The organism is Enhydrobacter sp., from assembly GCA_025808875.1.
Taxonomy (GTDB): Bacteria; Pseudomonadota; Alphaproteobacteria; order Reyranellales; family Reyranellaceae; genus Reyranella.
In genome coordinates, this window is the sequence record CP075528.1 from 3,944,754 (window position 1) to 3,968,928 (window position 24,175).

The 24,175-nt window shown below is 68.7% G+C and carries 27 protein-coding genes; 7 read left to right on the forward strand and 20 right to left on the reverse strand.

Annotated features, from left to right (window positions below; translation table 11 throughout):
• Nucleotides 1-70 precede the first annotated feature (70 nt).
• Nucleotides 71-727: a TetR/AcrR family transcriptional regulator gene (locus tag KIT25_19515; protein ID UYN94204.1), complete on the forward strand. Its 657-nt coding sequence runs from the start codon at nucleotides 71-73 to the stop codon at nucleotides 725-727.
• Here the strand turns inward: KIT25_19515 and KIT25_19520 are convergent.
• The 8 genes from KIT25_19520 to KIT25_19555 all read right to left on the reverse strand — a co-directional run bounded on the left by KIT25_19520 (nucleotide 699) and on the right by KIT25_19555 (nucleotide 6,825).
• Nucleotides 699-1,148 (reverse strand): OB-fold domain-containing protein, encoded by a 450-nt coding sequence (locus tag KIT25_19520; GenBank protein ID UYN94205.1) that lies wholly within the window; start codon nucleotides 1,146-1,148, stop codon nucleotides 699-701. The two genes, KIT25_19515 and KIT25_19520, sit on opposite strands and share 29 nt — an antisense overlap.
• Nucleotides 1,145-2,323 (reverse strand): hypothetical protein, encoded by a 1,179-nt coding sequence (locus KIT25_19525; protein UYN94206.1) that lies wholly within the window; start codon nucleotides 2,321-2,323, stop codon nucleotides 1,145-1,147. The genes KIT25_19520 and KIT25_19525 overlap by 4 nt, the downstream gene beginning before the upstream one ends.
• Nucleotides 2,320-3,531, reverse strand: a complete 1,212-nt coding sequence (locus tag KIT25_19530; GenBank protein UYN94207.1) for an amidohydrolase — start codon at nucleotides 3,529-3,531, stop codon at nucleotides 2,320-2,322. The genes KIT25_19525 and KIT25_19530 overlap by 4 nt, the downstream gene beginning before the upstream one ends.
• Nucleotides 3,528-4,001, reverse strand: coding sequence for a MarR family transcriptional regulator (locus KIT25_19535; GenBank protein UYN94208.1), 474 nt, complete (start codon nucleotides 3,999-4,001; stop codon nucleotides 3,528-3,530). The genes KIT25_19530 and KIT25_19535 overlap by 4 nt, the downstream gene beginning before the upstream one ends.
• A 74-nt stretch (nucleotides 4,002-4,075) precedes the next feature.
• On the reverse strand, nucleotides 4,076-4,495 hold the full coding sequence (locus KIT25_19540) for a hypothetical protein (GenBank protein ID UYN94209.1): 420 nt from the start codon (nucleotides 4,493-4,495) through the stop codon (nucleotides 4,076-4,078).
• A complete protein-coding gene (locus KIT25_19545; GenBank protein ID UYN94210.1) occupies nucleotides 4,492-4,791 on the reverse strand; it encodes a type II toxin-antitoxin system prevent-host-death family antitoxin in 300 nt (99 codons plus the stop codon). The genes KIT25_19540 and KIT25_19545 overlap by 4 nt, the downstream gene beginning before the upstream one ends.
• Before the next feature lie 31 nt (nucleotides 4,792-4,822).
• Complete coding sequence (locus KIT25_19550; protein UYN94211.1) at nucleotides 4,823-5,227, reverse strand: hypothetical protein; 405 nt, start codon at nucleotides 5,225-5,227, stop codon at nucleotides 4,823-4,825.
• Nucleotides 5,224-6,825 (reverse strand): lysine--tRNA ligase, encoded by a 1,602-nt coding sequence (locus KIT25_19555; protein ID UYN94212.1) that lies wholly within the window; start codon nucleotides 6,823-6,825, stop codon nucleotides 5,224-5,226. Before KIT25_19555 ends, KIT25_19550 begins: the two co-directional genes overlap by 4 nt.
• A gap of 62 nt (nucleotides 6,826-6,887) precedes the next feature.
• Here KIT25_19555 and KIT25_19560 point away from each other — a divergent pair, with 62 nt between their 5' ends.
• Nucleotides 6,888-7,973, forward strand: a complete 1,086-nt coding sequence (locus KIT25_19560) for a YbfB/YjiJ family MFS transporter (protein ID UYN94213.1) — start codon at nucleotides 6,888-6,890, stop codon at nucleotides 7,971-7,973.
• Here the strand turns inward: KIT25_19560 and KIT25_19565 are convergent.
• Nucleotides 7,966-9,201 carry an FAD-dependent oxidoreductase gene (locus KIT25_19565; GenBank protein UYN94214.1) on the reverse strand — a complete coding sequence of 412 codons (1,236 nt, stop codon included), beginning with the start codon at nucleotides 9,199-9,201 and terminating at the stop codon, nucleotides 7,966-7,968. The genes KIT25_19560 and KIT25_19565 overlap by 8 nt on opposite strands.
• A 108-nt stretch (nucleotides 9,202-9,309) precedes the next feature.
• On the opposite strand from KIT25_19565, the gene KIT25_19570 reads away from it, so the two are divergent.
• On the forward strand, nucleotides 9,310-12,054 hold the full coding sequence (locus tag KIT25_19570; GenBank protein UYN94215.1) for an ATP-dependent DNA helicase: 2,745 nt from the start codon (nucleotides 9,310-9,312) through the stop codon (nucleotides 12,052-12,054).
• A 628-nt stretch (nucleotides 12,055-12,682) separates the two neighbouring features.
• Here KIT25_19570 and groL read toward each other — a convergent pair.
• The 4 genes from groL to nhaA all read right to left on the reverse strand — a co-directional run bounded on the left by groL (nucleotide 12,683) and on the right by nhaA (nucleotide 16,604).
• Nucleotides 12,683-14,311 carry a chaperonin GroEL gene (groL, locus tag KIT25_19575; GenBank protein UYN94216.1) on the reverse strand — a complete coding sequence of 543 codons (1,629 nt, stop codon included), beginning with the start codon at nucleotides 14,309-14,311 and terminating at the stop codon, nucleotides 12,683-12,685.
• A 40-nt stretch (nucleotides 14,312-14,351) separates the two neighbouring features.
• Complete coding sequence (locus KIT25_19580) at nucleotides 14,352-14,666, reverse strand: co-chaperone GroES (GenBank protein ID UYN94217.1); 315 nt, start codon at nucleotides 14,664-14,666, stop codon at nucleotides 14,352-14,354.
• Between the two features lie 162 nt (nucleotides 14,667-14,828).
• On the reverse strand, nucleotides 14,829-15,047 hold the full coding sequence (locus KIT25_19585; protein UYN94218.1) for a hypothetical protein: 219 nt from the start codon (nucleotides 15,045-15,047) through the stop codon (nucleotides 14,829-14,831).
• 246 nt (nucleotides 15,048-15,293) lie between these two features.
• Nucleotides 15,294-16,604, reverse strand: a complete 1,311-nt coding sequence (gene nhaA, locus KIT25_19590; GenBank protein ID UYN94219.1) for a Na+/H+ antiporter NhaA — start codon at nucleotides 16,602-16,604, stop codon at nucleotides 15,294-15,296.
• Nucleotides 16,605-16,784: 180 nt separating this feature from the next.
• Between nhaA and KIT25_19595 the strand changes: the two genes are divergently transcribed.
• Nucleotides 16,785-16,979 (forward strand): hypothetical protein, encoded by a 195-nt coding sequence (locus tag KIT25_19595; protein UYN94220.1) that lies wholly within the window; start codon nucleotides 16,785-16,787, stop codon nucleotides 16,977-16,979.
• Nucleotides 16,980-17,188: 209 nt separating this feature from the next.
• Here KIT25_19595 and KIT25_19600 read toward each other — a convergent pair whose 3' ends face one another.
• Complete coding sequence (locus tag KIT25_19600; GenBank protein ID UYN94221.1) at nucleotides 17,189-17,533, reverse strand: hypothetical protein; 345 nt, start codon at nucleotides 17,531-17,533, stop codon at nucleotides 17,189-17,191.
• A 286-nt stretch (nucleotides 17,534-17,819) separates the two neighbouring features.
• Between KIT25_19600 and KIT25_19605 the strand changes: the two genes are divergently transcribed.
• Nucleotides 17,820-18,350, forward strand: coding sequence for a hypothetical protein (locus KIT25_19605; GenBank protein ID UYN94222.1), 531 nt, complete (start codon nucleotides 17,820-17,822; stop codon nucleotides 18,348-18,350).
• Between the two features lie 68 nt (nucleotides 18,351-18,418).
• Here KIT25_19605 and KIT25_19610 read toward each other — a convergent pair whose 3' ends face one another.
• The 5 genes from KIT25_19610 to KIT25_19630 all read right to left on the reverse strand — a co-directional run bounded on the left by KIT25_19610 (nucleotide 18,419) and on the right by KIT25_19630 (nucleotide 20,942).
• Nucleotides 18,419-18,628 carry a hypothetical protein gene (locus KIT25_19610; protein ID UYN94223.1) on the reverse strand — a complete coding sequence of 70 codons (210 nt, stop codon included), beginning with the start codon at nucleotides 18,626-18,628 and terminating at the stop codon, nucleotides 18,419-18,421.
• A 16-nt stretch (nucleotides 18,629-18,644) separates the two neighbouring features.
• Nucleotides 18,645-18,941, reverse strand: a complete 297-nt coding sequence (locus tag KIT25_19615; protein ID UYN94224.1) for a hypothetical protein — start codon at nucleotides 18,939-18,941, stop codon at nucleotides 18,645-18,647.
• A gap of 51 nt (nucleotides 18,942-18,992) precedes the next feature.
• On the reverse strand, nucleotides 18,993-19,349 hold the full coding sequence (locus KIT25_19620; protein ID UYN94225.1) for a hypothetical protein: 357 nt from the start codon (nucleotides 19,347-19,349) through the stop codon (nucleotides 18,993-18,995).
• A 258-nt stretch (nucleotides 19,350-19,607) separates the two neighbouring features.
• The gene (locus tag KIT25_19625; GenBank protein UYN94226.1) at nucleotides 19,608-20,378 is read right to left on the reverse strand and encodes a 2,4-dihydroxyhept-2-ene-1,7-dioic acid aldolase; all 771 of its coding nucleotides are present in this window, start codon (nucleotides 20,376-20,378) and stop codon (nucleotides 19,608-19,610) included.
• A gap of 336 nt (nucleotides 20,379-20,714) precedes the next feature.
• Nucleotides 20,715-20,942 carry a hypothetical protein gene (locus KIT25_19630; GenBank protein ID UYN94227.1) on the reverse strand — a complete coding sequence of 76 codons (228 nt, stop codon included), beginning with the start codon at nucleotides 20,940-20,942 and terminating at the stop codon, nucleotides 20,715-20,717.
• An 889-nt stretch (nucleotides 20,943-21,831) separates the two neighbouring features.
• Here KIT25_19630 and KIT25_19635 point away from each other — a divergent pair.
• Nucleotides 21,832-22,530 carry a YbaY family lipoprotein gene (locus KIT25_19635; GenBank protein UYN94228.1) on the forward strand — a complete coding sequence of 233 codons (699 nt, stop codon included), beginning with the start codon at nucleotides 21,832-21,834 and terminating at the stop codon, nucleotides 22,528-22,530.
• Between the two features lie 27 nt (nucleotides 22,531-22,557).
• Here KIT25_19635 and KIT25_19640 read toward each other — a convergent pair whose 3' ends face one another.
• Complete coding sequence (locus KIT25_19640; GenBank protein UYN94229.1) at nucleotides 22,558-22,971, reverse strand: MAPEG family protein; 414 nt, start codon at nucleotides 22,969-22,971, stop codon at nucleotides 22,558-22,560.
• Between the two features lie 106 nt (nucleotides 22,972-23,077).
• Between KIT25_19640 and KIT25_19645 the strand changes: the two genes are divergently transcribed.
• Nucleotides 23,078-24,169, forward strand: coding sequence for an NAD-dependent epimerase/dehydratase family protein (locus KIT25_19645; GenBank protein ID UYN94230.1), 1,092 nt, complete (start codon nucleotides 23,078-23,080; stop codon nucleotides 24,167-24,169).
• Nucleotides 24,170-24,175 lie beyond the last annotated feature (6 nt).

A 24,175-nucleotide genomic window follows, 5' to 3' on the forward strand; every position in this document is an offset into this window, starting at 1 on the left:
CCCGGCTATCCTGTATATATATGAGCAGTGCTCATATTCCGTTACTCGCCTTTGCCAAGGAGGACGAACCGTGGGAAGCGCAAGACAAGTCATTGAAATCACCCGCAGAACGCCCCGCCAGGCGCGCTCGGGAATCACCGTCGAGACGATCCTCGAGGGTGCCGCTCAGGTTCTGGAAATGCACGGTCTGGCGGGGTTCACCACCAACGCCGTCGCGCTGCGTGCGGGTGTGAGCATCGGCACACTCTACCAATACTTCGCCGACAAGAACGCCGTCCTGTTCGAGCTGGCGCGCCGGGAAATGGAGCGCGCGATCTCCGATGTCGCGCGCGCTCTCGCCCAGCGCGGCGACATCTCGAACGAGGAGCGGGTCCGCGCCATGATCCGCTCCATCATCGGCGCCTTCCATGGCCGCCAGCGCGCGCGCAAGGCGGTGATCCAGGCGGTGCTGGCGCAGGGTCTGGGCATGGAGATGATGCGGCCGGTCGCCACTTTCATCGCCGAGCTGGGCGAGCGCGCGGGCGCGGCGCCGCAGGGCGCGTTCCCGCGCATGGCGGCGGAACAGCACTTCGTTCTCACCCGCGCCGTTCTCGGCGCCATCCGCGCGGCCGTCCTCGAGGAGCAGCCGTTCCTGAAGAGCCGCGCCTTCGAAGACGAGCTCGTGCGGCTGGGAACGGCCTACCTGCGCGATCTCGCCGCTAGACCCGCCGCCATTGCACCAGCGTGAAGGGGGGTTTGGCGTCGTCGTGCGCTTCGAACACCGCCTCGACCTCGGCGCCGATCCTCACCTCCTGGGCAGGATCACCCAGCAGGTTGCCGAGCATGCGGACATTGCCGGCGTCGGGCAGCTCGACCAGCACGACGATGTAGGGACCGTGGCCCTTCAACGCCGGATGGACCGGATGCCACGGCCGCTCCCAGCTGTAGATGCGGCCCCTGCCCGACACCTTCACCCAGTCGAGATCGAACCCAAGGCACTTGTGGCAGATCCACTCCGGGCCCCACTGGAAGGTACCGCAACCCTTGCAGCGCTGAACCACGAGCTCGCCGCGCCGGGTCGCGTCCCAATAGGGCGTGTCGAGGCCGTCGTTCTCCGGAACGGGGATCGGCAATCCGCTCGGCAGGTAGCTCCCCGTCTTCACATTCATAGCGTCGACTCCCCACCCAGGATCATGCTCGACACCGGTGTCACCATTGGACCAGAGATCACCATCGAGACCTCGGCATCGGGCACCTGGCTGGTCGACTGGCCGCGCAATTGGCGCACCGCTTCCACCTGCAGCTCGAGCCCGTGCATGTAGCATTCGGCGAGGTTGCCGCCCGAGGTGTTGAGCGGCAGCTTGCCCTTGGGCGCGACCAGATTGTCCCTGGTCAGGAAGTCGTTGGCTTCCTCGGCCTTGAAGAAACCGTGCTCGACCAGGCTCATCAGCACGCCGCCGGTGAAGTTCTCGTAGGACTGCACGACGTCGACGTCCTCGGGCGCCACGCCCGCCATTTCGTAGAGCTGCGGCGCCACCGTGGTGAAGCTCGAGGTACCGTAGAGCGGCGCATTGTGCACGCGCGCGCCGTTGCGATGCTCGGAGCCCTGCGTCGAGCCGAGGAGATAGGCGGGCTCGTGCCTGAAGTCCCTGGCTTCCTCGGCCGGCACGACGATCAGCGCCGCCGCACCGTCGTTCTCCTGGCAGCAGTCGAACAACCGCCACGGCTCGACGATCCAGCGCGAGGAGTCGTAGGCCTCCTCGGTGAGCGGCCGGCCGTGCATGACGGCGCGCGGATTGGCCTGGGCGTGATGATAGGACGCGAGCGCGATGGCGCGTTGCGCCGAGGGCGCGATCTCGTGATCGTGCAGGAAGCGCATCGCCCGCATGGCGTAGCGCTGCGCCGGCGACATCACGCCGTAGGGCGCGTTGAAGGCGGGCTCACCCGACGCCGTGCCGCCGGGCGGTGCGGCGCCGAAGCGCTGGAACTGTCCCTGCGCGAGCGCGCGGAACACCACGACGCAGTTGGCGATGCCGCAGGCCACCGCCGCCGCCGCATTGCCGACAGCGGCCGAGCCCCCGCCTCCACCGCCGCCCCAGTTCATGTTGGAGAAGCGTAGCGCCGGGAGCCCGAGCGCCGCGGCGATGCGCGAGGGATCGTTGCGGTCGTTGGAGTAGGAGGCGAAGCCGTCGATGCGGCGCGGATCGATGCCGGCATCCTCGCACGCCGCGAGGATCGCCTGCAGTGCCAGCTTGAACTCCGAATGCGGCGACTTGCCGTGCCTGTAGTAGGTCGTCTCGCCGACGCCGACGATCGCGACCTTGCCGCGCAGCGTTCGCTTCATGGCCGGAAGCGCGCCGGCACGTCGATGCCGAGGAAGCGCGCACAGTTCAGGCCCAGCACCTTGGAACGTGCGCCGTCGGAGAGATGACCCATGGTGCGCTCGATGGCCTCGGCCGAATGCGGCCACGTGCCCTCGTGGTGCGGGTAGTCGTTGGCCCACATGAAATTGTCGGCGAGTCCATGGCTCTCGGCGAGATCGAGGCCGGCCTTGTCCTCCTGGAAGGAGGAGAAGCCGTGCATGCGGTAGTACTCGCTCGGCAGGTGTTTGAGCTTGGGCCGCACCCAGAAATGATGCTTCTTGTAGGCCTCGTCCATCGCCTCGAGCAGCCACGGCACCCAGCCGATGCCGGCCTCGATGGTGGCGAAGCGCAGCGTGGGGAAGCGCTCGAGCACCCCCGACGCACAAAGATTGGCCACCGGCTCGATGGTCGGCGACAGCGAGTGCGAGACGTAGTTGACGACGGCGCCGCCGTTGCCGCGCGCCGCGCGCGGATCGCGGCCCGTGGAGACGTGGAAGGTGATCGGCAGGCCCGCGTCGGTAATGACCGCCCACAGCGGATCGAAATGCGGCAGGTTGTAGTTGACGTGGTTGCTGTCATGGCCGCCCCACACCGGCTTGCACGGCAGGGTCAGGCACTTGAATCCGAGTTTCGCCAGCCGCTGTACCTCGGCGATCGAACCTTCCAGATCGCCGGTCGCGAGGCATCCCGCCGGAATCATGCGGTCCTGATGCGTGCCGAACTGCTCCCACGCCCAGTCGTTCCAGACCCGGCACTGCGCCATCGCGAACTGCGGATCGGGCGTCGCCCACATGGCCAGGCCCTTGTTGGGGAAGATCAGCTCGACATCGATGCCGTCACGATCGTGGTCGGCCAGCCGGCCCAGCGGATCGGCGCCCGCCTTGTTGCGCGCCATGTCCTCGCCCTCGAGCGTGGAGAGCCTGAGGCGATCGGGCCGATAGCCCTCGCAGACGCGCCATTGCACGCCGTCCTTGTCGGTGACCACGCGCGGCAGGCGCTCGTGATACTTCTTGTCCATGCGCTCGAACCAGAGAGTGGCCGGTTCGTTGGCATGGCCGTCGGCCGACACCATGAAGTACTTCCTCGCCGCATCGGGCCGGGCGCTGCGCGGCCAGCCGGCTGCGCCCGGCGTCTCGAGGCGCCAGCGATTCGGTTCGTTGACGACGATTTGAGAGGCGATCTGGTTCATCGATTCCTCCTCCTGGACGTATCCTCGACATGTGCCGCCGGTTCATCCAGCTGGCGTTCGATGGTGGCCAGCACGCGCTGGCAGGTCTCGAGATCGCGTTCGGGCACCGCGGCGAGCAGCCTGAGCTGCAGCTCGGTGCCGACCTTGGCGACGCGCACGGCCAGCTCGCGGCCGGCGCGCGTGAGATGGATGCCGCGGGCGCGCCGGTCGTTCTCGTCCTCGCGCCGCTCGATCAGCCCGCGCCGCTCGAGGCTGTCGAGCAGCCGCACCAGCGACGGCCCCTCGATGCCGAGCGCGCCGGCGAGCTCCTTCTGCCGCACGCCGCTGCCCAGTCGCCCGACATAGGCGAGCGGCCGCCAGGTGGCGTCGGTCAGGCCGAACTTGTGCAGCTCGCCGTCGACCGCCTGGCGCAGCCGGCGGGCCAGCCGGGCGACGTTGAAGCCGAAATCGATCTGCTGGGGACGCGCCATGGCAGAAAGTTAGGATGCTAAGCAATTAGTTGGCAAGGCCGTTGGCCTGCCTGTCGGAACGACTGCTCTCTCCTCTAGACCAGGGCGAATCCTTCCTTCATCGCGGCGGCCGCCAAGCGATCGTCGAGCGTGACCAGTTCCATCGATGGCGGTCGGCCTTCCGCCGCGACGAAGGCCGCCGCCAGCTGCAATGCATCAGCGGCACGGAGTGGATGAACGCGAACGAACCGAGCAGCCGTTTCGCGCACCAGTTCGGTCGGATCGATCCCATGCCAGCCCCGGCCCAGCACCGTAAGGCGGTTAGCCGCCACTGTGGCGGCCGCCGCGTCGAGCGCTCCTTCACGCTCGAGTCGGGCGAGCGCCGACGCACATTCGACCACCGACCCCCACCAAACGAGCATTGCCGGATCGGTAGCCAGCAAGCTACGCAGCCGTGTCGTCGACGACTCCGCGACCAGCAGCGGCACCAATGCAGAGGAATCCCAGAACCTCACCGGCCTTCCCGCCGCTCATCGAGCAGCGCCGCCACAGCGGACGCGCCGCGCCTTGGTGTCGGCGGGGTACTGGCGAGGAACGACTTGGGAAGGGCCGCGCGGCGCGGATGCACGACGCCATCACGCACGAGGCGCATCAATCGGCCTTCACTGGCGTCTTTCGCTTCACCGAGAACAGGCTCGAGTCGCGCGACAGGTCGGCCGCGATCCATGATCAGGACAGGGGCACCCCGCCGTACGCCGTCCAGGAGGGCGCTCAGCTTGTTCTTGGCCTCTGAAATGCTGGCTTTCTTCATGTGGCCAAAATAGACAGATCGTTCTGCCTTCTCAAGCTACTTGCGAAGAGAAATGGCCTCCGTGACTCGCCATCAACGACGAGGCCGTCGGTCGAACTCGGCAGTTGACCGTCGTCCGATTCTCCGACGGCGGAGCGCGGCAAGATGGCGTTCGCCCCTGCCGCCAAATGTTCGGTTCACCTGAACGGCGGCCATTAAAATAATGGAAATCACGCAGGGCCTCGCCCGGCACCGGCACCACGAGCGAGGTCACGCGTTCGTGCCGGCCCATGACGTAGCCCCGGCCTTCGTCGCGGGCGATCAGCCGCGGATGGTCGGGCGCGACCAGCGGCAGATGCGCGAGGCGATAGGTGTCGTCGAGCGGCAGGCCTCGTCCGGCGACAAAACGCGTGCGGCTGGCGACGTAGCCGAGCTCGTCGTCCCCGCAGAGGATCACGCCGCCTTGCCGAGATCCTCGCCGGCCAGGGCGCGCTCGATCAGGCGCACGACGTTGTCGCGGCCATAGAGCTTGATGAAGGCGCCCATGCGCGGGCCCTGCTCGCTGCCCAGCAGCACCTCGTAGAGGGTCTTGAACCACTGGCGCAGTTCTTCCTTGGCGAAGTGCCGCTTGCCGGCCTCGTAGACCTCGTTCTGGATGAACTCGGCGCTCTCGCTCTCGGGGATTCTGCGCAAGGTGTCGGCGAGATCCTGCAGCGCAATGCGCTCCTGGCCGGTGGGCAGGCGGAACTTCTTCGAGGCCTTCACGAAGTCCTGGTAGTAGGCGACTGCGCCGGCCAGCAGCTTGTCGAGATAGGGCGCCGATTCGGGCGTGGCGCCCGGCATGTAGCGGCGCAGGAACTGCCACAGCACGTCCTTGTCCTCGGTGTTCGCCACGCCGGCGAGGTTGAGCAGCATGCCGAAGCCGACGCCGCCCGAATGGTAGTCGACCGGCTTGCCGTCGTGGATGTGCCATGCGGCATTGTCGATCGCCTTGGCCGGTTCCTCGGCCGGCATCTTCTCGACTGCGGCGAGATAGTCGTCGACGGCGCGCGGGATCACGTCGAAATAGAGCCGGCGCGCGCGCCGCGGCGCCTGGTACATGTAGTAGGCCAGCGATTCGGGGGTGCCGTAGCGCAGCCACTCCTCGACCGAGAGCCCGTTGCCCTTGGACTTTGAGATCTTCCTGCCGTCCTGATCGAGGAACAGCTCGTAGTTGAAGCCGTCGGGCGGCGTGCCGCCCAGCACCTTGACGATCTTCGCCGAGAGTTCGGCCGACGGGATGAGATCCTTGCCGTACATCTCGTAGTCGACGCCCAAGGCGAACCAGCGGCCGGCCCAGTCGGCCTTCCACTGTAGCTTCACATTGCCGCCGGTCACCGGCGTCTCGACCGTCGAGCCGTCCTCGTCGCGATAGACGATGGTGCCGGCATCGGGATCGGTCTTGATGACGGGCACCTGCAGCACGCGGCCCGACTTCGGACTGATCGGCAGGAAGATCGAGTAGGTCTGCCGCCGCTCCTCGCCGAGGGTCGGCAGCATGATCGCCTGCACCTCGTCGTAGTGCCGCAACATGGCGAGCAGCATCGCGTCGAAGCGGCCCGACCTGTACCAGTCGGTCGCCGACTGGAACTCGTACTCGAAGCCGAACGAGTCGAGGAACGCGCGCAGCCGCGCGTTGTTGGCCGCACCGAACGACGGATGCTCGTTGCTGAACGGATCCGGCACCGCGGTGAGCGGCTTGCCGAGGTGCTGCGCCAGCATCTCCTTGTTGGGCACGTTGTCCGGCACCTTGCGCAGGCCATCCATGTCGTCGGAGAAGCAGAACAGTCGCGTCTTGACGTCGGAGAGCCGCCGGAAGGCCTGGCGCACCATGGTCGTGCGCACCACCTCGGCGAAGGTGCCGATATGCGGCAGGCCCGACGGACCGTAACCCGTCTCGAACAGCACGTAGCCCTTGGCCGGCGTCCTGCCGCCCGTGCGGGCAACGAGCTTGCGGGCTTCCTCGAAGGGCCACGCGCGCGCGGCCTCGGCAATGGTGCGATCGATGACTGGCATGGAATGGGCGAAACTAGGGTATTTGCCTCGTCCGCGCCACCGCACCAAAGTGCGCGGCGAGCATGAACAAATCGCCCGTCCTCGTGGCCCTTGGCGGTCTTCTCGCGATGGCCATCGGCATCGGCATCGGCCGCTTCGTTTACACCCCGATCCTACCGGCGATGGTCGAGGCGCTCGGCCTCAGCAAGAGCGAGGCCGGCCTGCTCGCCTCGGCCAACTTCGCGGGCTATCTCGCCGGCGCGCTGGTCGCCATCCGCCCGCTGCCCGGCTCGCGCCGCGCCTGGCTGCTGGGCGGGCTGCTCGCCACTGCCCTGTCGCTCGCCGCCATGGGCATGACGACATCGATGGCGGCATTCCTGGCGCTGCGACTGATCGCCGGCGTGACCGGCGCCTTCACCATGGTCTTCGCCTCGGGCCTGGTGCTCGACCGGCTGGCGGCGACGGGGCGCGGCGGCCTGTCGTCCGTGCACTTCGCCGGCGTCGGGGCGGGGATCGCGGCCTCGGCCGCCATCGTCGCACCCTTCGCCGACTGGCGCGACATGTGGTTCGCCAGCGCCGCCCTCGCCGGCGCCGCCCTCCTCGCCGTCGCCTGGCTCGTTCCGGCCGACACGACCGGCACGCGCCGCGCGGTAGCGACGGACAAGGTGCCGGCGGCGCTGGTCGTCGCCTACGGGTTGTTCGGCTTCGCCTACATCATCACCGCCACCTTCATCGTCGCCGAAGTGCGCGGCACGCCTGCGATCGCCCGCCTCGAGCCCGTGATCTGGGTGCTGTTCGGCCTGAGCGCGGCGCCGTCGGTGGCGCTGTGGTCGAGCCTCGCCGCCCGCTGGGGCGCCCTGCGCACCTTCGCGATCGCCAGCTTCATCGAGGCCGTGAGCATCGCCGGCTCCGTGCTCTGGGTGAGCGACGTCACCATCGTCGCCGCCGCGATCCTGGTCGGCGGCACCTTCATGGGCATGACCGCCCTCGGCCTGCTCGCCGCGCGCGGCCACATCGCGCTGATGACCGCCTCGTTCGGACTGGGCCAGATCGTCGGACCGGTCTTCGCCGGTTATCTCTACGACCTCACCGGCAGCCTGACCTTGCCGTCGCTCGCCGCCGCCGCCGCGCTCGTCGCGGCGGGCGCGCTGGTCGTCCGGCTCAGGTGAGTGCCTTGCGCGCCTGCTCGGCCGCACGCAGCCCCGACCCGTAGGCGCCGACGAGCGTGCCGTCCGCCGTGGAATCGCCGGCGAAGAAGATGCGCTCGTGGTGCGCCGCCGCGAGCGCGGCGGCCGGCGGCCGCACCGGCCAGGCGCCGAGCGCATGGGGATCGAGGCCCCAGCGCGTCGCCTGCGAACCGGCATGGGCGAAGCGCACCTCCTTGCCGAAGAGCTCGGCCAGCAGGGTGAGAGCGTGGGCGCCCGCCGCGCTCGCGCCCTGGCGCTCGAGCTGCGACGCCGCCTCGCCGGCCACGAACAGGATGGCGGCCTCCCGGCCCTGCGGCCGCAGCAGGAAGTCGACCGCCCGTCCCGCCTTGCCGAGGCTGAACACCCGGGCGTTGGCCGGCGCTTCCATCACCCGGCGCGAGAAGGCGAGCGCCACCTTCATGTACGAGGCGGTCCTGAGCCCGGCCAGCGCCTCGCGCCGTGCGGCGGACAGCGGCGGCGCGAAGCCGGGCCCGTTGGCGAGCACCGGCGCCGGCACGGTCACGATCGCGGTCCGCGCCCGCACGTCGCCCGACGTGGTGACCAGCAGCACGAGCCGGCCGGTCGAATCGATGCGCACGACGCGGCTGCCGAGCGTCACCGGCACCTTCGCCGCCCACTGCCGCACGAGCGGGGCCATTCCCTCGGCGAAGCTCTGGTCCTGGGCGAAGGGCGTCGCGCGCGCCAGTTCGGCGAGCGCCAGCACCTCGAGCGGATCCTGGCGCATCAGCAGGCGGAAGGGGTCGATGCCGGGCGCCGCCTGGCCGACCTCGGCGATGCGCGCCCTCAACGCCGTCAGGAGCTTCTCGTAGCGATCGTACTGCGCGCGATCGAGTTCCTTGCCGCCCAGCATCAGCGCCTGCGGGCCGGACGACACGGGTCTGCCGCCGAGCGCGCGCGCGAGCGGCCCCGGCTCGAGGAACTGCGCACCGTGGTCGAAGGGGAAGCCGAGCCCCGGATCGGTGAACACCCGCCCGCCGATGCGCTCGCGCGCCTCGATCACCACGACGCTCCGCCCCGCCGCCATCAGCGCCCGCGCCGCCGCCAGCCCCGCGATGCCCGCGCCGACGATGGCGACATCGGACTCGACCGCGCGGGCCGGCGTTGCCAGCACGCCCAGCGTGCCGGTCAGGAGGAGACGACGCCTCATTGCAACCGCATAGTATGTTACCTGCCTGTTGATGGACGTCATCGTGTCACCCCCTCTCCTAACCTCTCCCCCTATCGGGGGAGAGGAACATGCGGGGCTGACCTTCTTTCTCCTCTCCCCCGTTAGGGGGAGAGGTGGGGAGAGGGGGCGGTGAAGGCTGGCTGGCCCGCCCTCGTCGCCACCGCGCGCGGTGCGCTGTTCCTGTCGGAGGACGGCACGATCGAGCGGCTGGCGGCGCCGCCGCCCGCAGTCGTGCCGCTGGTGGTGCATGCGCCCGACACGGCGGCGCGGCTCGGCCTGGAGACGATCGAGGCGCGCGACCTGCTGGAGCTCTTCGCCTTCGTTCGGCCGGCGAGCTTCTGCCTGCCGACGCCGCGCGGCCTCGCCGAGGCGCTCGACGTCGCCGGCGACGACGAGCTGGCCGCGCTGCCCCGCATCGCCCGCGCGCTGATCGACGAACTCGAGGACATGGCCGCCCTCGCCTCTCCCGAGCTGAAGGAGACCGCGCTCGCCATGGCGCGCGGCGGCTGGCGCTGGGGACCGGAAGTGATCGCCGCGCTCGGCATCGGCGAGCCCGCGAAGAAGCCGCGGCCGCTGGCCGGGCTCGATGTCTGGCGCCTGCTGCCGCAATGGGAGGAGCCGCCGCCGCAGCCGCAGCCTTCCGCCACACCGGTCGAGCCGCGCGAGGCGCGGCTCAGGCTGGCGCAGATGGTGTCGGCCGGGCCCAACATCGCCGAGGCGCGACCGACCCAGAGCGACTACGCCTCGGCGGCGAGCGAGGCCTTCGCGCCGCGCGAGGAGGAGGACGAGCCGCGGGTCGTGCTGGTCGAGGCCGGCACCGGCGTCGGCAAGACGCTGGGCTATGTCGCCCCCGCCTCGCTGTGGGCGGAGAAGAACGGCGCGCCGGTGTGGATCGCCACCTACACCCGCAACCTGCAGCGCCAGATCGACGTCGAGCTCGACCGCCTGCACCGCGATTCGGCGGAGAAGCGCCGCCGCGTCGTCATCCGCAAGGGCCGCGAGAACTATCTCTGCCTGCTGAACTTCCAGGAGGCGGTGAGCCGCGCCGGCCTGCAGCCCGAGAACGCGGTCGGGCTCGGCCTGCTCGCGCGCTGGGTGCTCGCCTCGCGCGACGGCGACATGGTGGGCGGCGACCTGCCCGCCTGGCTGATCGACCTGCTGGGCCGCGGCCGGGTCACGCGGCTCGCCGACCGGCGCGGCGAGTGCATCTACTCCGCCTGCGAGCACTACCGGAAGTGCTTCGTCGAGCGCACCATCCGGCGCGCCCGCACCGCCGACATCGTCATCGCCAACCACGCGCTGGTCATGATCCAGGCGGCGATGGGCGGGCTCGACGACGCCACGCGCCCGCTCCGCTACGTGTTCGACGAGGGCCATCACCTGTTCGACGCCGCCGATGGCGCGTTCGGCGCGCATCTGAGCGGCGTCGAGGCCTCCGACCTGCGCCGCTGGATCCTCGGCGCGGAAGGACGCCGCGGCAGCCGCGCGCGCGGGCTGGAGCGGCGCGTGCAGGATCTGCTGGGCGAGGACCAGGAGGCGCAGTCGGCGCTGCGCCGCCTGCTCGACCTGGCGCGCCGCCTCCCCGCGCCGCAATGGCAGACGCGGCTCGCCGACGGCACGGTGCTCGGACCGGCAGAGGAATTCCTCGCCCTGGTGCGCCAGCAGGTGCGCGCACGGGCGAGCGGCGAGGACCAGGGCTTCGGCCTCGAATGCGACGTGCGGCCGCTCAATCCGGGACTGATCGAGGCGGCCGACGCGCTGGCCGCGCTGTTCGAGCAGATGCTCCAGCCGGTGCGCCGCCTGCGCGCGGCGCTGCGCCAGAAGCTCGAGGCCGACGCCGACACGCTCGACTCGGGCCAGCGCGGCCGCATCGAGGGCGTGGCGCGCTCGCTCGCCAACCGCTGCGAACTGACGCTCGAGGCGTGGCGCGGCATGCTGCGCGGCCTGCACAACGACCCCGACCCGGCCTTCGTCGACTGGTTCGCCATCGAGAAAAGCCAGAACCGCGAGCACGACGTCGGCATGTTCCGCCACTATCTCGACCCGACCGAGCCGTTCGTGAACGCGGTCATCAAGCCGGCGCACGGCGCGGTCATCACCTCGGCGACCCTGCGCGACAGCCTCGGCCTGCCGGCCCCCGCCAACGACGAGGCGCAGGCCGCCCTCGCCGATTGGACGTCGGCAGAGGCCCGCACCGGCACGCGCCATCTCGCCGCGCCGGCGATGCGCGCGGCGATGGCCTCGCCCTTCGATTATCCAGCGGCGACGCGCGTGCTGATCGTCAAGGACGTCAGGCGCGACGACGCCGAGCAGGTGGCGGCGGCCTACCGCGAGCTGTTCCTCGCCGCGAGGGGCGGCGCGCTCGGCCTGTTCACCGCCATCGGCCGGCTGCGCGCGGTGCACCAGAGGATCGCGACGGCACTCGAGGAGGCCGGCCTGCCGCTCTACGCCCAGCATGTCGGCGGCATGGACGCGGCGACCCTGGTCGACATCTTCCGCGCCGAGGAGCATTCCTGCCTGCTCGGCACCGATGCGGTGCGCGATGGCGTCGACGTGCCCGGCCGCAGCCTGCGCCTGATCGTGTTCGACCGCGTGCCGTGGCCGCGCCCCGACATCCTCCATCGCGCGCGCAAGGCGGCGTGGAAAGCCGCAGGGGCCGGCGCCAACGCCTACGACGACATGCTGGCGCGGCTCCGGCTCAAGCAGGCCTACGGCCGCCTGATCCGCCGCGCCGACGACAGGGGCGTGTTCGTCATGCTCGATTCCCGCCTGCCCAGCCGCCTGCTCGGCGCCTTCCCGGCCGGTGTGAGCATCGAACGGGTCGGACTGGCCGAGGCGATCGACACGGTGCGCGGCTTCCTGGGCGAGGGGTGACGATTCGGCGGATAGCGCACGCCGCCGGCCCGACCAGCCGACGTCCGACCTACAAGACGCGCGCAACATCGTTACAACCTGGCGGTGGTTGGCGGAGGCGGTGACGGTCGACGCGGCGGCCAGCTCCAGATGTTGTGTGAGGGGACATGTGGACGTTCGGTCCGTCTTTGCCGGGGTCCCGTTCGCCCTTTGGGGAGGCGACTCGGGAAGCAATGTGGAACGCGAACGACATGATCACACGCTACGTCAGGTGCGATCGCAGAATCGAATCTGGTCCACCGGGTCGGTTCGCGGCCTTGATCCTCCACGCAAATTTTTCCACCGGTGAACCAAATTCGAATCTCTCCTCGCGCTCTGCCACTTCTATGCGCGCTCGTCCTTCGGGTCGTAGCCAACAGAGCGCGTTAGAGTCACAGGTAACAAGGAGATGCGTTGAGCACGTCAACGCCACGGCGAACATGGCCGCGAATCACCGCAGCGGGGTCGGCGACAACATGCGCGATCCCGACAAGCGCGTCGCCGAACGCGCCAGCGCGTTCACGCTGAATCAGGGTCCGCGGGCCACCGAACAACCGCCCCCGGGGCCGAGACCTTCCCCCACCCTATGGTCACGCATGCGACGGCGGGTTTAGTAGCCTGTACTGCCGCCGCCCGGCATTGCCTGTTGCTCACTCTTGGGTGGCGCTTCAGCCACCATCGCCTCGGTCGTGATCAACAAGCCGGCGACCGATACGGCGCCTTGGAGCGCCGCGCGGACGACCTTCGTCGGATCGATGACGCCCGCCTTGATCATGTTGACGTACTCGGCCTTCTGGGCGTCAAAGCCGAAATTGTTGTCTTTCTGCTCAAGCATCCGGCCGGCGACCACGGCACCGTCGAAGCCGGCGTTCTCGGCGATCTGGCGGACCGGCGCCTGCAGCGCCCGGCGCACGATCTCGATGCCGACCTGCTGGTCATGGTTGGCGCCCTTCCTGCCCTCCAGCACACGGGTTGCATAGAGCAAGGCCGCACCGCCGCCGGCGACAACGCCTTCCTCGACCGCGGCCTTGGTCGCATGCATGGCGTCCTCGACCCTGTCCTTCTTCTCCTTGACCTCGATCTCGGTGGCGCCGCCGACCTTGATGATCGCCACGCCGCCGGCCAGCTTGGCCAGCCGCTCCTGCAGCTTCTCACGGTCGTAGTCGGAGCTCACCGTCTCGATCTCCGCCTTGAGCTGGGCGATCCGGCTCTCGATGTCCTTCTTCTTGCCCGCCCCGTCGATGATGGTGGTGTTTTCCTTGTCGATGCGCACCCGCTTGGCGGTCCCCAGCATGTCGAGCGTGACGTTCTCGAGCTTGATGCCGAGATCCTCGCTGATCGCCCGTCCGGCGGTCAGGATGGCGATGTCCGCGAGCATGGCCGTGCGGCGATCGCCGAAGCCCGGCGCCTTGACGGCCGCGACCTTGAGCCCGCCGCGCAGCTTGTTGACCACCAGGGTGGCCAGTGCCTCGCCTTCGATCTCCTCGGCGATGATCAGCAGCGGCTTGCCCGACTGGGCGACCGCCTCGAGCAGCGGCAGCAGCGTCTGCAGGCCCGACAGCTTCTTCTCATGGACGAGGATGTAGGGATTCTCGAGCTCGCAGATCATCTTCTCGGCGTTGGTGATGAAATAGGGCGACAGGTAGCCGCGGTCGAACTGCATGCCCTCGACGACCTCGAGCTCGGTCTCGAAGCTCTTGGCCTCCTCGACCGTGATCACACCTTCCTTGCCGACCTTGTCCATCGCCTTGGCGATCATGTCACCGATCGTCCTGTCGCCGTTGGCCGAGACGGTGCCGACCTGGGCGATCTCCGCGCTGGTCGAGACCTTCCTGGAGCGGCCCTTGAGCTCGTCCATCACCCATTCGGCGGCGAGATCGATGCCGCGCTTGAGGTCCATGGGATTCATGCCGGCGGCCACCGACTTGGCGCCCTCGCGCACGATCGCCTGCGCGAGCACGGTCGCCGTGGTGGTTCCGTCGCCGGCGCTGTCCGATGTCCGGGTCGCCACTTCGCGCACCAGTTGGGCGCCCATGTTCTCGAACTTGTCCGAGAGCTCGATCTCCTTGGCGACGGTGACGCCGTCCTTGGTGATGCGCGGCGCGCCATAGGACTTGTCGAGCACGACATTGCGGCCCTTCGGACCGAGCGTGACCTTCACCGAGTCGGCCAGGATATCGACGCCGCGGATCATGCGGGTGCGGGCATCGTCGCCAAAACGTACTTCTTTTGCTGACATGATTCTTGTTCCTTGTCTGAGCTTTGAATGCCGGAGGGCTTTACGCTGCCTTCTTGGCCATGGCCGGGCTGTCGATGACGCCCATGATGTCCGTTTCGCTCATGATCAGCAGATCCTTGCCGTCGAGCCTGATCTCGGACCCGGACCACTTCCCGAACAGGATGCGATCGCCCGGCTTGACGTCGAGTGGCACCATGGCGCCGCTCTCGTCGCGGGCACCGGGACCGACGGCGACGATCTCGCCCTCCATCGGTTTCTCCTGGGCGGTGTCGGGAATGATGATCCCGCCCGTCGTCTTGCCTTCGGGATCGACACGGCGAACGAGCACGCGATCGTGAAGCGGCCTGAATTTCATGGCGTTTCTCTCCAATTTTCGGGGGCGTCTGAGGCGAGCGCTCAGCGCTCGCAATGCAACAGGTGGTAGAGAGATGGTGATCCTTGATCAGTGAGCTTGAGGATGCTCACGGTGCATCGTGTTCATGCTCAGGATCGATCAGCGAGTGCGCAAAGTGCGCCGTCAAAACTGCTTGCCTTGCATCCAAGCGTCGACGTCGCGGTCGGCCTGCTCTGCCGAAATGCTGGACCGCGTTTTGATCATTGAGCTCAGCTGTCCCCTGGTTTTGATCGTCGAACAATCGAAGTTCGTCAGGAACTTCCATTTTTGCTGGGCATCCTTCATGTAGCCCGCTTTGCGTGCCACGACATCGGCGGCCTCACCGCCCTGAAAACCGAACATGATTGGCTCCGGAGAGCTGGCATTCCCAGGGAAACGTCCATCCGGGATGGTCGAAAGCTCTCGATCTTTTCGATGTGGCCCTTCCGAGCCCGTACTTCAAGCAGACCGGACATAACAAGCCACAGTTGTGAACGGCACGGCCGCCCAAACCCAGAAGCACCGAGCGGGGGACACAGACGCTTGACCATGCCTTTCTGCCCGCTCACGCGCGACGCAGTAGCCGCCTCACTCGCTCGCGGGCAACGGTCACCTGCGGGGGGACGTCAGCCAGGCCAGCGCCAGGAACCCCGCTGCGGCGGAGAGCACCGACGCGCCCATCACGCCGAGCTTGACCGAATCCAGGAGGGCCGGCGTGAAGGCGAGATTGGCGATGAATAGCGCCATCGTGAACCCGATGCCGGTCAACAGGCTTCCGGCAATCAATACGCTCCACGGAAGGTCGTTCGGACGGATCCCGGCGCGCAGCTTCTCGGCGAGGAAGCTGAACAGCACGACTCCGGCGGGCTTGCCGAGCACGAAGGCGAAGAAGACTGCGACAGTCAGGGTTCTGTCGAAGCTCGTCGGGGCGATGGAGACGCCGGCGTTCGCCAGGGCGAAGAGCGGCATGACCGCGAAGGCCACCCAAGGATGAAGCGCGAACTCGAGGCGTTCGATGGGCGACATCGCCTCGCGCGTGGCGACGCGTGCCCGGCGCAAGTCGCGACGCGCCGTGGCGCCGCCACTCGAGTGCTCGCCAGGAGGATGGGCGGTCACCCTTCCAAGAATGGCCTGCAGACGTCTGTCGCTCACCCAGCTCCGCGCCGGAGTCATCAATCCGAGGATCACGCCCGTCAGCGTCGCATGGACACCCGATGCGTCGATCGCCAGCCAGACACCGCCACCGATCACGAAATAGACGAGGGTGTTGCGGACCCCCAGGCGTGCCATACCGGCCGTGACGGCCAGACCGAATGCCGCCAGTCCGAGCGCGATCCAGTCCAAGGTGCCGCTGTAGCTGATCGCCACGACCAGGATGGCGCCCACGTCGTCGAAAATCGCCAGAGAGAGCAGGAACAGGCGCAGACCTGGTGGGGTGCGGCCGCCCAGAATCGCAAGGCAGCCGACCACGAAGGCCGTGTCGGTGGACATGACGGTGCCCCATCCGCTCGCACCCGCTCCTCCGTCGACGAGGAACACGAACAGTCCGGCCGGTACGATCATGCCGCCGAGCGCGGCGGCGAGGGGAAAGGCCGCATTGCGTGGATTGCGCAACTCTCCCAGCACCAGTTCGCGCTTGAGCTCCAGTGCGATGACGAAAAAGAACAAGGTCATCAGCCCGTCGTTAATCCAGTGTTTCAACGAACGGTAGAGCTCAACATCGTCGAGCCGGAACCCGGCCGGCATGTCCCAGAAGGCCAGGAACTGCGCGGACCATGCCGTGTTGGCGAGGACGATCGAGACGATGGTGGCGTTCAGCAGGACGACGCCGGCCATCGCTTCGATCCGCAGGAAGCGGACAAACGGGCCCGTGAGACGGTCCGCAGGTTCGCTTGGAAGGCGTGAGAGCGTGTCGTTCATTGGCGCATCCGCGGCAGATCGAAATGGTGGGGATGCCGATGCAGGAGCATGGTACCCGACGTCATGAACGCTCCCCCTCCGTTTCCCGGATTGGCCTTGCAACCGCGGCCTGAGAGGCCATGATCAAGGTCAGCCACGCTTTGCGAAACAAGTTCGCTTCTCCAACTTAGCGAGGGCCCAATGGCGGACGAAGGCCTCGACGCTGCAACCGCCAAATCGCGGCGGCTCGAGTCGGAGCGGGGCGCCCGGCGTTACCGGCTCTGGTCGAATCTTACGTTGACCAAGGACGTTCTAGTCGGTCTGGCACTGCTGATCGGCGTCGGTGTGGCGCTGAGCATTGGACTTTCCGCGCTCGACGTGATCCCCCTTCCCTAGGAAAACCGGGGCAACCTTGGCGGCGTCCCCCGGGCCGCAGTGCCGGCGGCAGTGGCGTACGAGCGTTCGTCGCGGAAGCCTGGTTCACGCTGGACGCAGCAGCGCGTAGCCCACGATCAAGAGGATGAGGAAAAGCGGGAACAGGATCGGTGGGTCGTGCCAGTGCCAGTTCTTCACGGGTGGATCCTCCTGTCGAGAGGGCGTTGGCGTCACCGTGGGGTGCACAGCATGATGTCGACCCGAACGCCCTCCGAGATGATCTTGTGGGCCACAGTTTCGACCGCTTCGAATGCCGGCTGATGGGCGAGATAGCGGCCGCTGATTGCGCCGCCGCGCGTGACCTCCCACACACCCGCTTGATGGGTGAGCTCGAGGAGAATCGCCAGTCCTTCGTCGCGCGCAGGAAGCATCGGCTCGGGACTCGAAACGGAATCGTCGGCGGGCAGCGCGCGAATGAAATCGTCGGCGCACTGGGCGCCGCGGACGGAATTAATTGTCACGATGGCCCCCTTTCCGGGGTTCGACGGCGCGGCAAGCCGTTCGTGTGCATGCAAGCCCGCAGCTACGCATATCATATGGGGAGGCGGTCGGCCGATTGCCAGTCCGCCGACGCTGCTCCGCAGGGCCGACATGGCATGCCCGAGGGTGAACGCGTTCAGGGCCTGAAGGCCGCCGCCACCTCGCCACTGTGATCGCCTTTCCGGCGATTCTTCCGCGTTTCCACGCCCTTCCGCAACATATCGCTTGGGTTTGTGCGGGGGGCGGCCCATCTTGAAAGCAGGCGCTGCCCCGCGAGCGCCGGCGCGCCGCGGGCCCTTCGTTCCGATCCAGGGACCCGCCATGACCCTTCGCCCCGAATATTCTCTCGGCCATTCCAAGTACAACGATTTCCTGTTCGCCACGGTCGCCATCGAGCGGCACGGGATCGACACGGACGGCAACGCCCTCACGGTGCTCTCGGCGCTGACTCGCCTCCAGGTCGATCCCTGGCACGAAGCCGCGCGGCTTGCGAACCTGCCGCCCGACGCGGCGTCGCGCGCCCTTGCCGCCACCTTCGCGCGGCTGCCCGACCTGAACTGGAAGGCGGACGACGCCGCCGCGGTTGCCCAGCGCCTGGTTGCCTTGCTGCCCTCGAGCGCCGTGGGCGAGATCCCGCTCACGGCCGAGGCCGCCGCCGATCGCAAGGCCGCAAGCGGCCGAGCCGCACCGCCGCCCGCCGCCGGCCCCGGGACGAAACCTGCCTCGGCGAAACCCGGCTGGAACCGGTGGCTGGTCTGGGCCGCGCTGGCGGTGGCGGCGCTGTTCGTCGCCACGCAGCTACAGCCCGACAACAATTTCGAACCGCCCCGCAGCGAAACCGTCCGCCAGTAGGCGACGACAGCGCGGCCGGCGGGGTCCGGTCTCCCGTCGCCGGAAAGTCGTCAGCCCGTCTCGCGTCGTCAGAAAGTCTTCGCGCCGGCGGCCTCCTGCTCGAGACGCAAGGCGCTCTCGTCGAGTTCCTCGGCATGACGCGCCAGCCGGCGCCGATCCGATTCGCCGGCGATGGCGACCGCCAGCCGACGCGACCGGCGGGCAAGGTCGCGAAAGCCGTCCGCCTGCTTCAGCAGCGCCTCCTTGCTCGGCCGCTGGGAAACGGTCGGGTTGTTCATCCGTGCAATCCTCTCCTCAAGTGTCGCCGTCGAGCCGCTCGAAGTCGGCCAGCACGGCGTCGACCAGCGAGCGGCGTTGCGTATCGCCGGCGCCCAGGGTGGCGGCATAGAGCCCGAGGACGTAGCGCGCCTTCTCCGCCGCGTCCCGCCAGCTCGCTGCGGGCGCGGCGATCAGTTGGGACTCGAGCTCGTCCCGCCGCAGCCGCAAGGCGCGTTCGTTGGCCTCGACCTCGGCCAACAGGCGACGCGCGCCGGTGGCCTTCTGGGCGGCCATGCCGCGACGTCGATCGAGGTCGATCGGCTTGTCGGTCATCGTCCGTCTCCAGCGGTCGGGTTCGCCGGCATCGAGCCGCCGGCACGCGCCTCAGGATTTCGGCTTCGCCAGCAGGATCTCGACGCAGGCGGAGGCGAGATCGGAATCGCCGGTCGTGGTGCCGGGCACCGTGGCGAAGCCGCTCTTCTCGATGGCGCTGCGGCGGTCCCACGTGCTCGTCTTGGCGAGCTCGGCCAGTTTGGCCGTGGCGCCGTCCTGGGCACGGAACCGTTCGGCGCAGAGCGGCGCCAGCGCCGTGACGGTGGCTTCGTGCGCCGCGGCGTATGCCGTCCGCTGCGCCGTGCCGCCGGTCACCCAGCCGCCCCAGGTGAAGCCGATCACGGCACACAGGGCGGCGCCGATGACGGCACCCCAGATCATCGGCTTGGTGTCTTTCGGAACGTTCATGGCGAATCCCTTCGGGGCCGCACGGGCGGCCGTCAGTTCGGCGTGCGCAGGATCGCGTAGCCGACGATCAGCAAAACCAGAAAAGCGGAACAACGAGAGGCGGTTCGAGCCAGTTCTTCATGCGAGCACCTCCACGGGGCGGGAGCGCACGCATCTCTCAGCCATCGCAAGCCGGAGCTTGGGGGGCGATGGTCGATCAGCCATACACTGCGCGGCAGGGCGCGTCCACCGACCCTGGCGGCGGGTGGACGGGACGTCTCAGGCGGCGGTCTTGGCCTTGAGCTCGTCGAGCTGGGTGCGGGCGCCGGCGATCATGCAGGAGAGATCGGAGGTCAGCATCACCATGTCGAAGCCGCGCTTCACCGCGCCCGAGGCGAAGGCCGCGCCGGCGCAATGCATCACGCACTTGATGCCGGCCTTGTGCGCCGTCACCAGGATCCGGTCGCAGGTGGCGAGATGCAGCGGATCGGGGTTGTCGCCGCGCGGTTCCAGTCCGAGCGCGAAGGAGAGATCGGCCGGCCCAATATAGACGGCGTCGAGGCCGGGCGTGGCGCAGATGGCGTCGAGATTGGCGAGGCCCTCCCGGGTCTCGATCATGGCCATGACGACGATCTCGTCGTTGGCGCGCGCGACGTAGTCGGCGCCGCCGTAGTGCACGGCGCGCACGGGACCGGACGAGCGCATGCCGACCGGCGGATAGCGGCAGGCCGCCACCGCCCTGGCGGCCTCCTCGGCGGTGTTCACCAGCGGCACGATGATGCCGTAGGCGCCGAGATCGAGCGCCTTCATGATGGCCGCCGGCTCGTTCCAGGCGACGCGCACGACCGGCACCGTGTCGGTCTGCGAGATGGCCTGCAGCAGGGGCGCCACGTCGCTCATCTCCGAAAGGCCGTGCTGGAGGTCGACGCACAGCGCGTCGAAACCCTGCCGCGCCATGACCTCGGCGGCGAAGCCGTTGGGAATGGAAATCCAGCCGAGCGTCGCGCATTTGCCGGCCCGCCACATCTGCTTGATCTTGTTCTGTCGCATGGGTGCTTCTTTCGGTCGTCGATCGATTCCAGGAACGCGCGGATTGGGCCCGATCGGGCGGGCTTTTTCAACCGATTGCGACGGCGGCGAGCCGCAAAGACCGCAAGGGCGTTCACCGGCTCAAGCCGCCATGCGGCCTTGTCGTGGAGATCGCCCTCGCCCGACTCGTCGATGATCCGGCTGACCCAGCTTCCCGGCGCGGGCGGGGACCGATGGATCTGCGACACGGGGCTGTTGCTCCCGCCTTTGCGCGCGTAGCCTTCGCGCGGGACCGTGGTCTTGCTGCAGCCGTCCGTCGCGATCGTCGGGCGTGGGCTCTTGCTCGCGTGCAAGTCCTCAGGCGGCCATCAGCACCGCGCGACGCAGCGATTGCGGCAGGGAAATCTGGCCGAACGCGGCCTTGTCGTAGAGATAGTCCTCGCCCGACTCGTCGATGACGCGGACCTGGCCCAGCTTCTCGGCACGGGCGTCGGGAAGGGCGACATAGATCTTGCGCCGCTCCAGCGACGCTTCGTAGCCCTTGTTGTCGAGGCAGATGACGAGCCGCTTTGCCGACCTTGCCATGATCCTATTCCTCACAGGAGGCGCTGGTAGTAGCGCGGTTTGAACCTAGAAGTGCCACCCCATCCCGAGCGCGCCCATAGCTACGAGACGCCCTTTGGAACGCTGCAGGGTTTCTCTCTATCTCATAGTAGGGCAAAGCGTCGGCCTCTCTGAAGCGAAGTGACTGCTTCATCGCAATCTGGAGTCGTCCGACGCCGCGGTCCTCGTTGAAGGGCCGTCCCGAGCTGTCACTCGTCTTGTGCGCGGTGGCGCTCTACGATGCCAGTTCCTCGTCGAAGCGCGTGTCGTTCAAGATGCTGAACCGCCGGACGGTCAATCGGCTGAAAGAGAACATGTCGATTCGGCGAGCGGCGCGCCGGTCGACACAGCCGGTACGTCATGGCCGAGGACAGCGACCTCGACGCACTCGAGATCGCAAGCACCAGGACGATCGAGCATCCCGCGTTGGGCGCGTCTGACGCATCCCGAAGCGAGGGATCGTTCCGGCGGCCTCAATGGCCCCTCGCTTCGCTCGGGGTGACAGTCATGACTCCCTTTCCAGCGATAGACGGCAACCGACCGTCGCGCGCCGTCGTCTTTCCCGGCCCGAAGAGAGGGAGGTTTGGGGGCGACGGGCAATTCCCGCAATTTCCGCCAGTGCGCCACGGGGTCGAACGCCGGTGAATTTGGTCCAGAATCGGGCCGCCGGGTGCGCTCCGGGGACTTCCCGGCCTTTCCGGCCTTTCCGCCACGGGAAACACGTTCGTGTACACGCAATCTCCCGCAGCGGGGGCGGTCGCCGGCACGGCAGCCTCCTCGGGCGGCTTCCCCGGGCGGCCTCACGCGGTTTGATGCAGATCATCGCCCGCCGATCCGGGTGGCGCGAGCATGGTACCATAGGAGTCCGCCCATGCGCCCCGCCCTGCTCGCCGCCACCGCCGTCGCCCTGATCGTGCTGGGCGCCGCCTCGGCCGCCCTCACCGGGCCCGACGATCCGCGTACCGACGGCGGCCTCTCGCTGCCCGCCCTGTCGCGCTGCGCCGGCATCGCCGGCAGCGAGATCCGCGCCGCCGATCCGGCGTTCGGGCTGCTGATGCTGGACGGCGCGCCGTGGATGACCCTGCAGGTCGACGGCGAGTCGGTGCTGCTCGCCGGCAGCGGCGCGCTGCGGCGGCGCAACGGCGCGATCGTGCCGTTCCGCTTCTCCTGCCTGCTCGACGAGCGGGGCCGCGCGCTGATGTTCCGCGTCGCCGTGATCGGGCCGGGCAGCGAGCCGCTGGCGCCGGCGCATCCGGCGACCGGCACGGCCGCGCTCGACACCGGCGATCCGCTGCCGCGCGGCGCCGAGCTGCGCGTCCAGCTCGTCGACACGACGACGGCCGGCGCGCACGTGGTGCTGGCCGAGCAGCTGGTGCGCAGCGGCTGGGAGACGCCCATCCCCTTCACGCTGCGCGTGCCGGCCGACACGAGGCTCGACGGCCGCACGCTCGTCCTCGCCGCGCGCGTGACCGTCGCGCGCAAGACGGTGTTCGCGATGGCGCCGCGGGCGGTGACGGCGGAGGATCTGCGGCGGCCGCTGGCGCTGACGCTCACCGCCGCGGGCCGCTGAGCCGCGACGGCGGCGGCCGTCGCCGCGCTACCACAACAGCGCGACCAGGCCCCAAACCCAGGCGACGGCGATCGCCATCTGGACGGCGAAGGCGGCGAAGCGGATGTTGACCGCGACGACGCCCGTCGAGAGCAGATGGACGACCGACTGGACGATGCGCGCCAGCAAGAGCCACGGCGCCAGCGGATCGGTGACGTCCTGGAAGCCCATGACCAGCGCGGCGAGCAGCAGGCCGCCGAAGACCGGCAGGCCCTCGAGGCAGTTGAGATGGGCGCGCGCCAGGCGCTGCATGAAGGGCGAGAGATTCTCGTTGTCGGGCCGGAAGCCGTTGGGCGGCACCCTGCCGGCGAGCACCAGGGCGCAGCGGACCGCCTCCATCAGGATCAGCAGCGCGAGCGCCCAGGCGATCAGGGCGACGAGGACGAGGGCCGAGGCGTTCATGCGGTGACTTTCTCCCGGGCCGATCCTATCGCCGGTCGAACCGTCGTGCGATGGCGGCGATGCGAGGCGCGTCGCTTCGCGCCAGGCGCCGCGATAGAGTCGGGCGATGGTCAAGAAAGTCCTGGTCGCCGGCGCCACCGGTCTGGTCGGCCATGCCTGCCTGAAGCACTTCGCGCGCGCCGAGGGCTGCGAGACCGTCGCGCTGTCGCGGCGCAGGCCGGACGAGCTGTTCGGCGCGCGCTGGATCGGGCTCGATCTCGGCGACGCGGCGGCCTGCCGGGCGGCGGCGCGCGAGTTGGCGGGCGTCACGCACCTGGTCTACGCCGCGCTCCACGAGCGGCCCGGCCTGGTCGCGGGCTGGCTCGAGGACGAGCAGATCCGCACCAACGAGGCGATGCTGCGCAATCTCTTCGAGCCGTTGCTGGCCGCGTCGCCCGGCCTGCGCCACGTCGCGCTGCTGCAGGGGACCAAGGCCTACGGCGTGCATGTGCGGCCGCTGGTCGTGCCGGCGCGCGAGAACCGCTCGGAGATGCACGAGCAGCCCAACTTCTACTGGAACCAGGAGCGTTACGTCCGCGAGAGGCAGAAGGGCGCGGCGTGGAGCTGGTCGATCCTGCGCCCGGTGCTGATCGTGGGCGCCTCCGTCGGCAGCGCGATGAACGTGATCCCCGCGCTCGGCGTCTATGCGGCGATGATGAAGCGCGCCGGCAAGGAGGCGCTCGACTTTCCGGGCGGCGTCGGCCGGGTGGCTCAGGCCGTCGATGCCGACCTGCTGGCGCGCGCCATCGCCTGGTCGGGCGAATCGCCCGCGGCGAGCAACGAGATCTTCAACGTCACCAACGGCGACGTCTTCGTGTGGCCCAACGTGTGGCCGGCGATCGCCGACGCCCTCGGCATGAAGGCCGGCGGGCACGTGCCGCTGTCGCTCGACCGCGAGATCCGTCCGCGCGAGGCGGAGTGGGCGGCGGTACGCGCTGCACATGGACTGAAATCCGGCACGCTCGAGCAGTTCGTCGGGCTTTCCTTCGAGTATGCCGACTACACAATGGGCTACGGCCGCGACCGGCCCGGCCCGCCCGCCATCGTGTCGACCGTCAAGCTGATGCGGGCCGGCTTCACCGAGGCGATCGACAGCGAGGCGATGTTCGCCAGAGTGATCGCCGAGATGCAGGACGAGAGACTGCTGCCGCCGCGCTGACTGCGG

Excerpts from the sequence above, each read along its gene's own strand:
- KIT25_19520 (UYN94205.1), bottom strand. The coding sequence starts at position 1,148 with ATGAATGTGAAGACGGGGAGCTACCTGCCGAGCGGATTGCCGATCCCC.
- KIT25_19525 (UYN94206.1), bottom strand. The coding sequence starts at position 2,323 with ATGAAGCGAACGCTGCGCGGCAAGGTCGCGATCGTCGGCGTCGGCGAG.
- KIT25_19530 (UYN94207.1), bottom strand. The coding sequence starts at position 3,531 with ATGAACCAGATCGCCTCTCAAATCGTCGTCAACGAACCGAATCGCTGG.
- KIT25_19535 (UYN94208.1), bottom strand. The coding sequence starts at position 4,001 with ATGGCGCGTCCCCAGCAGATCGATTTCGGCTTCAACGTCGCCCGGCTG.
- KIT25_19545 (UYN94210.1), bottom strand. The coding sequence starts at position 4,791 with ATGAAGAAAGCCAGCATTTCAGAGGCCAAGAACAAGCTGAGCGCCCTC.
- KIT25_19555 (UYN94212.1), bottom strand. The coding sequence starts at position 6,825 with ATGCCAGTCATCGATCGCACCATTGCCGAGGCCGCGCGCGCGTGGCCC.
- KIT25_19560 (UYN94213.1), top strand. The coding sequence starts at position 6,888 with ATGAACAAATCGCCCGTCCTCGTGGCCCTTGGCGGTCTTCTCGCGATG.
- KIT25_19565 (UYN94214.1), bottom strand. The coding sequence starts at position 9,201 with ATGACGTCCATCAACAGGCAGGTAACATACTATGCGGTTGCAATGAGG.
- groL (UYN94216.1), bottom strand. The coding sequence starts at position 14,311 with ATGTCAGCAAAAGAAGTACGTTTTGGCGACGATGCCCGCACCCGCATG.
- KIT25_19580 (UYN94217.1), bottom strand. The coding sequence starts at position 14,666 with ATGAAATTCAGGCCGCTTCACGATCGCGTGCTCGTTCGCCGTGTCGAT.
- KIT25_19585 (UYN94218.1), bottom strand. The coding sequence starts at position 15,047 with ATGTTCGGTTTTCAGGGCGGTGAGGCCGCCGATGTCGTGGCACGCAAA.
- nhaA (UYN94219.1), bottom strand. The coding sequence starts at position 16,604 with ATGAACGACACGCTCTCACGCCTTCCAAGCGAACCTGCGGACCGTCTC.
- KIT25_19595 (UYN94220.1), top strand. The coding sequence starts at position 16,785 with ATGGCGGACGAAGGCCTCGACGCTGCAACCGCCAAATCGCGGCGGCTC.
- KIT25_19605 (UYN94222.1), top strand. The coding sequence starts at position 17,820 with ATGACCCTTCGCCCCGAATATTCTCTCGGCCATTCCAAGTACAACGAT.
- KIT25_19610 (UYN94223.1), bottom strand. The coding sequence starts at position 18,628 with ATGAACAACCCGACCGTTTCCCAGCGGCCGAGCAAGGAGGCGCTGCTG.
- KIT25_19615 (UYN94224.1), bottom strand. The coding sequence starts at position 18,941 with ATGACCGACAAGCCGATCGACCTCGATCGACGTCGCGGCATGGCCGCC.
- KIT25_19620 (UYN94225.1), bottom strand. The coding sequence starts at position 19,349 with ATGAACGTTCCGAAAGACACCAAGCCGATGATCTGGGGTGCCGTCATC.
- KIT25_19625 (UYN94226.1), bottom strand. The coding sequence starts at position 20,378 with ATGCGACAGAACAAGATCAAGCAGATGTGGCGGGCCGGCAAATGCGCG.
- KIT25_19630 (UYN94227.1), bottom strand. The coding sequence starts at position 20,942 with ATGGCAAGGTCGGCAAAGCGGCTCGTCATCTGCCTCGACAACAAGGGC.
- KIT25_19635 (UYN94228.1), top strand. The coding sequence starts at position 21,832 with ATGCGCCCCGCCCTGCTCGCCGCCACCGCCGTCGCCCTGATCGTGCTG.
- KIT25_19640 (UYN94229.1), bottom strand. The coding sequence starts at position 22,971 with ATGAACGCCTCGGCCCTCGTCCTCGTCGCCCTGATCGCCTGGGCGCTC.
- KIT25_19645 (UYN94230.1), top strand. The coding sequence starts at position 23,078 with ATGGTCAAGAAAGTCCTGGTCGCCGGCGCCACCGGTCTGGTCGGCCAT.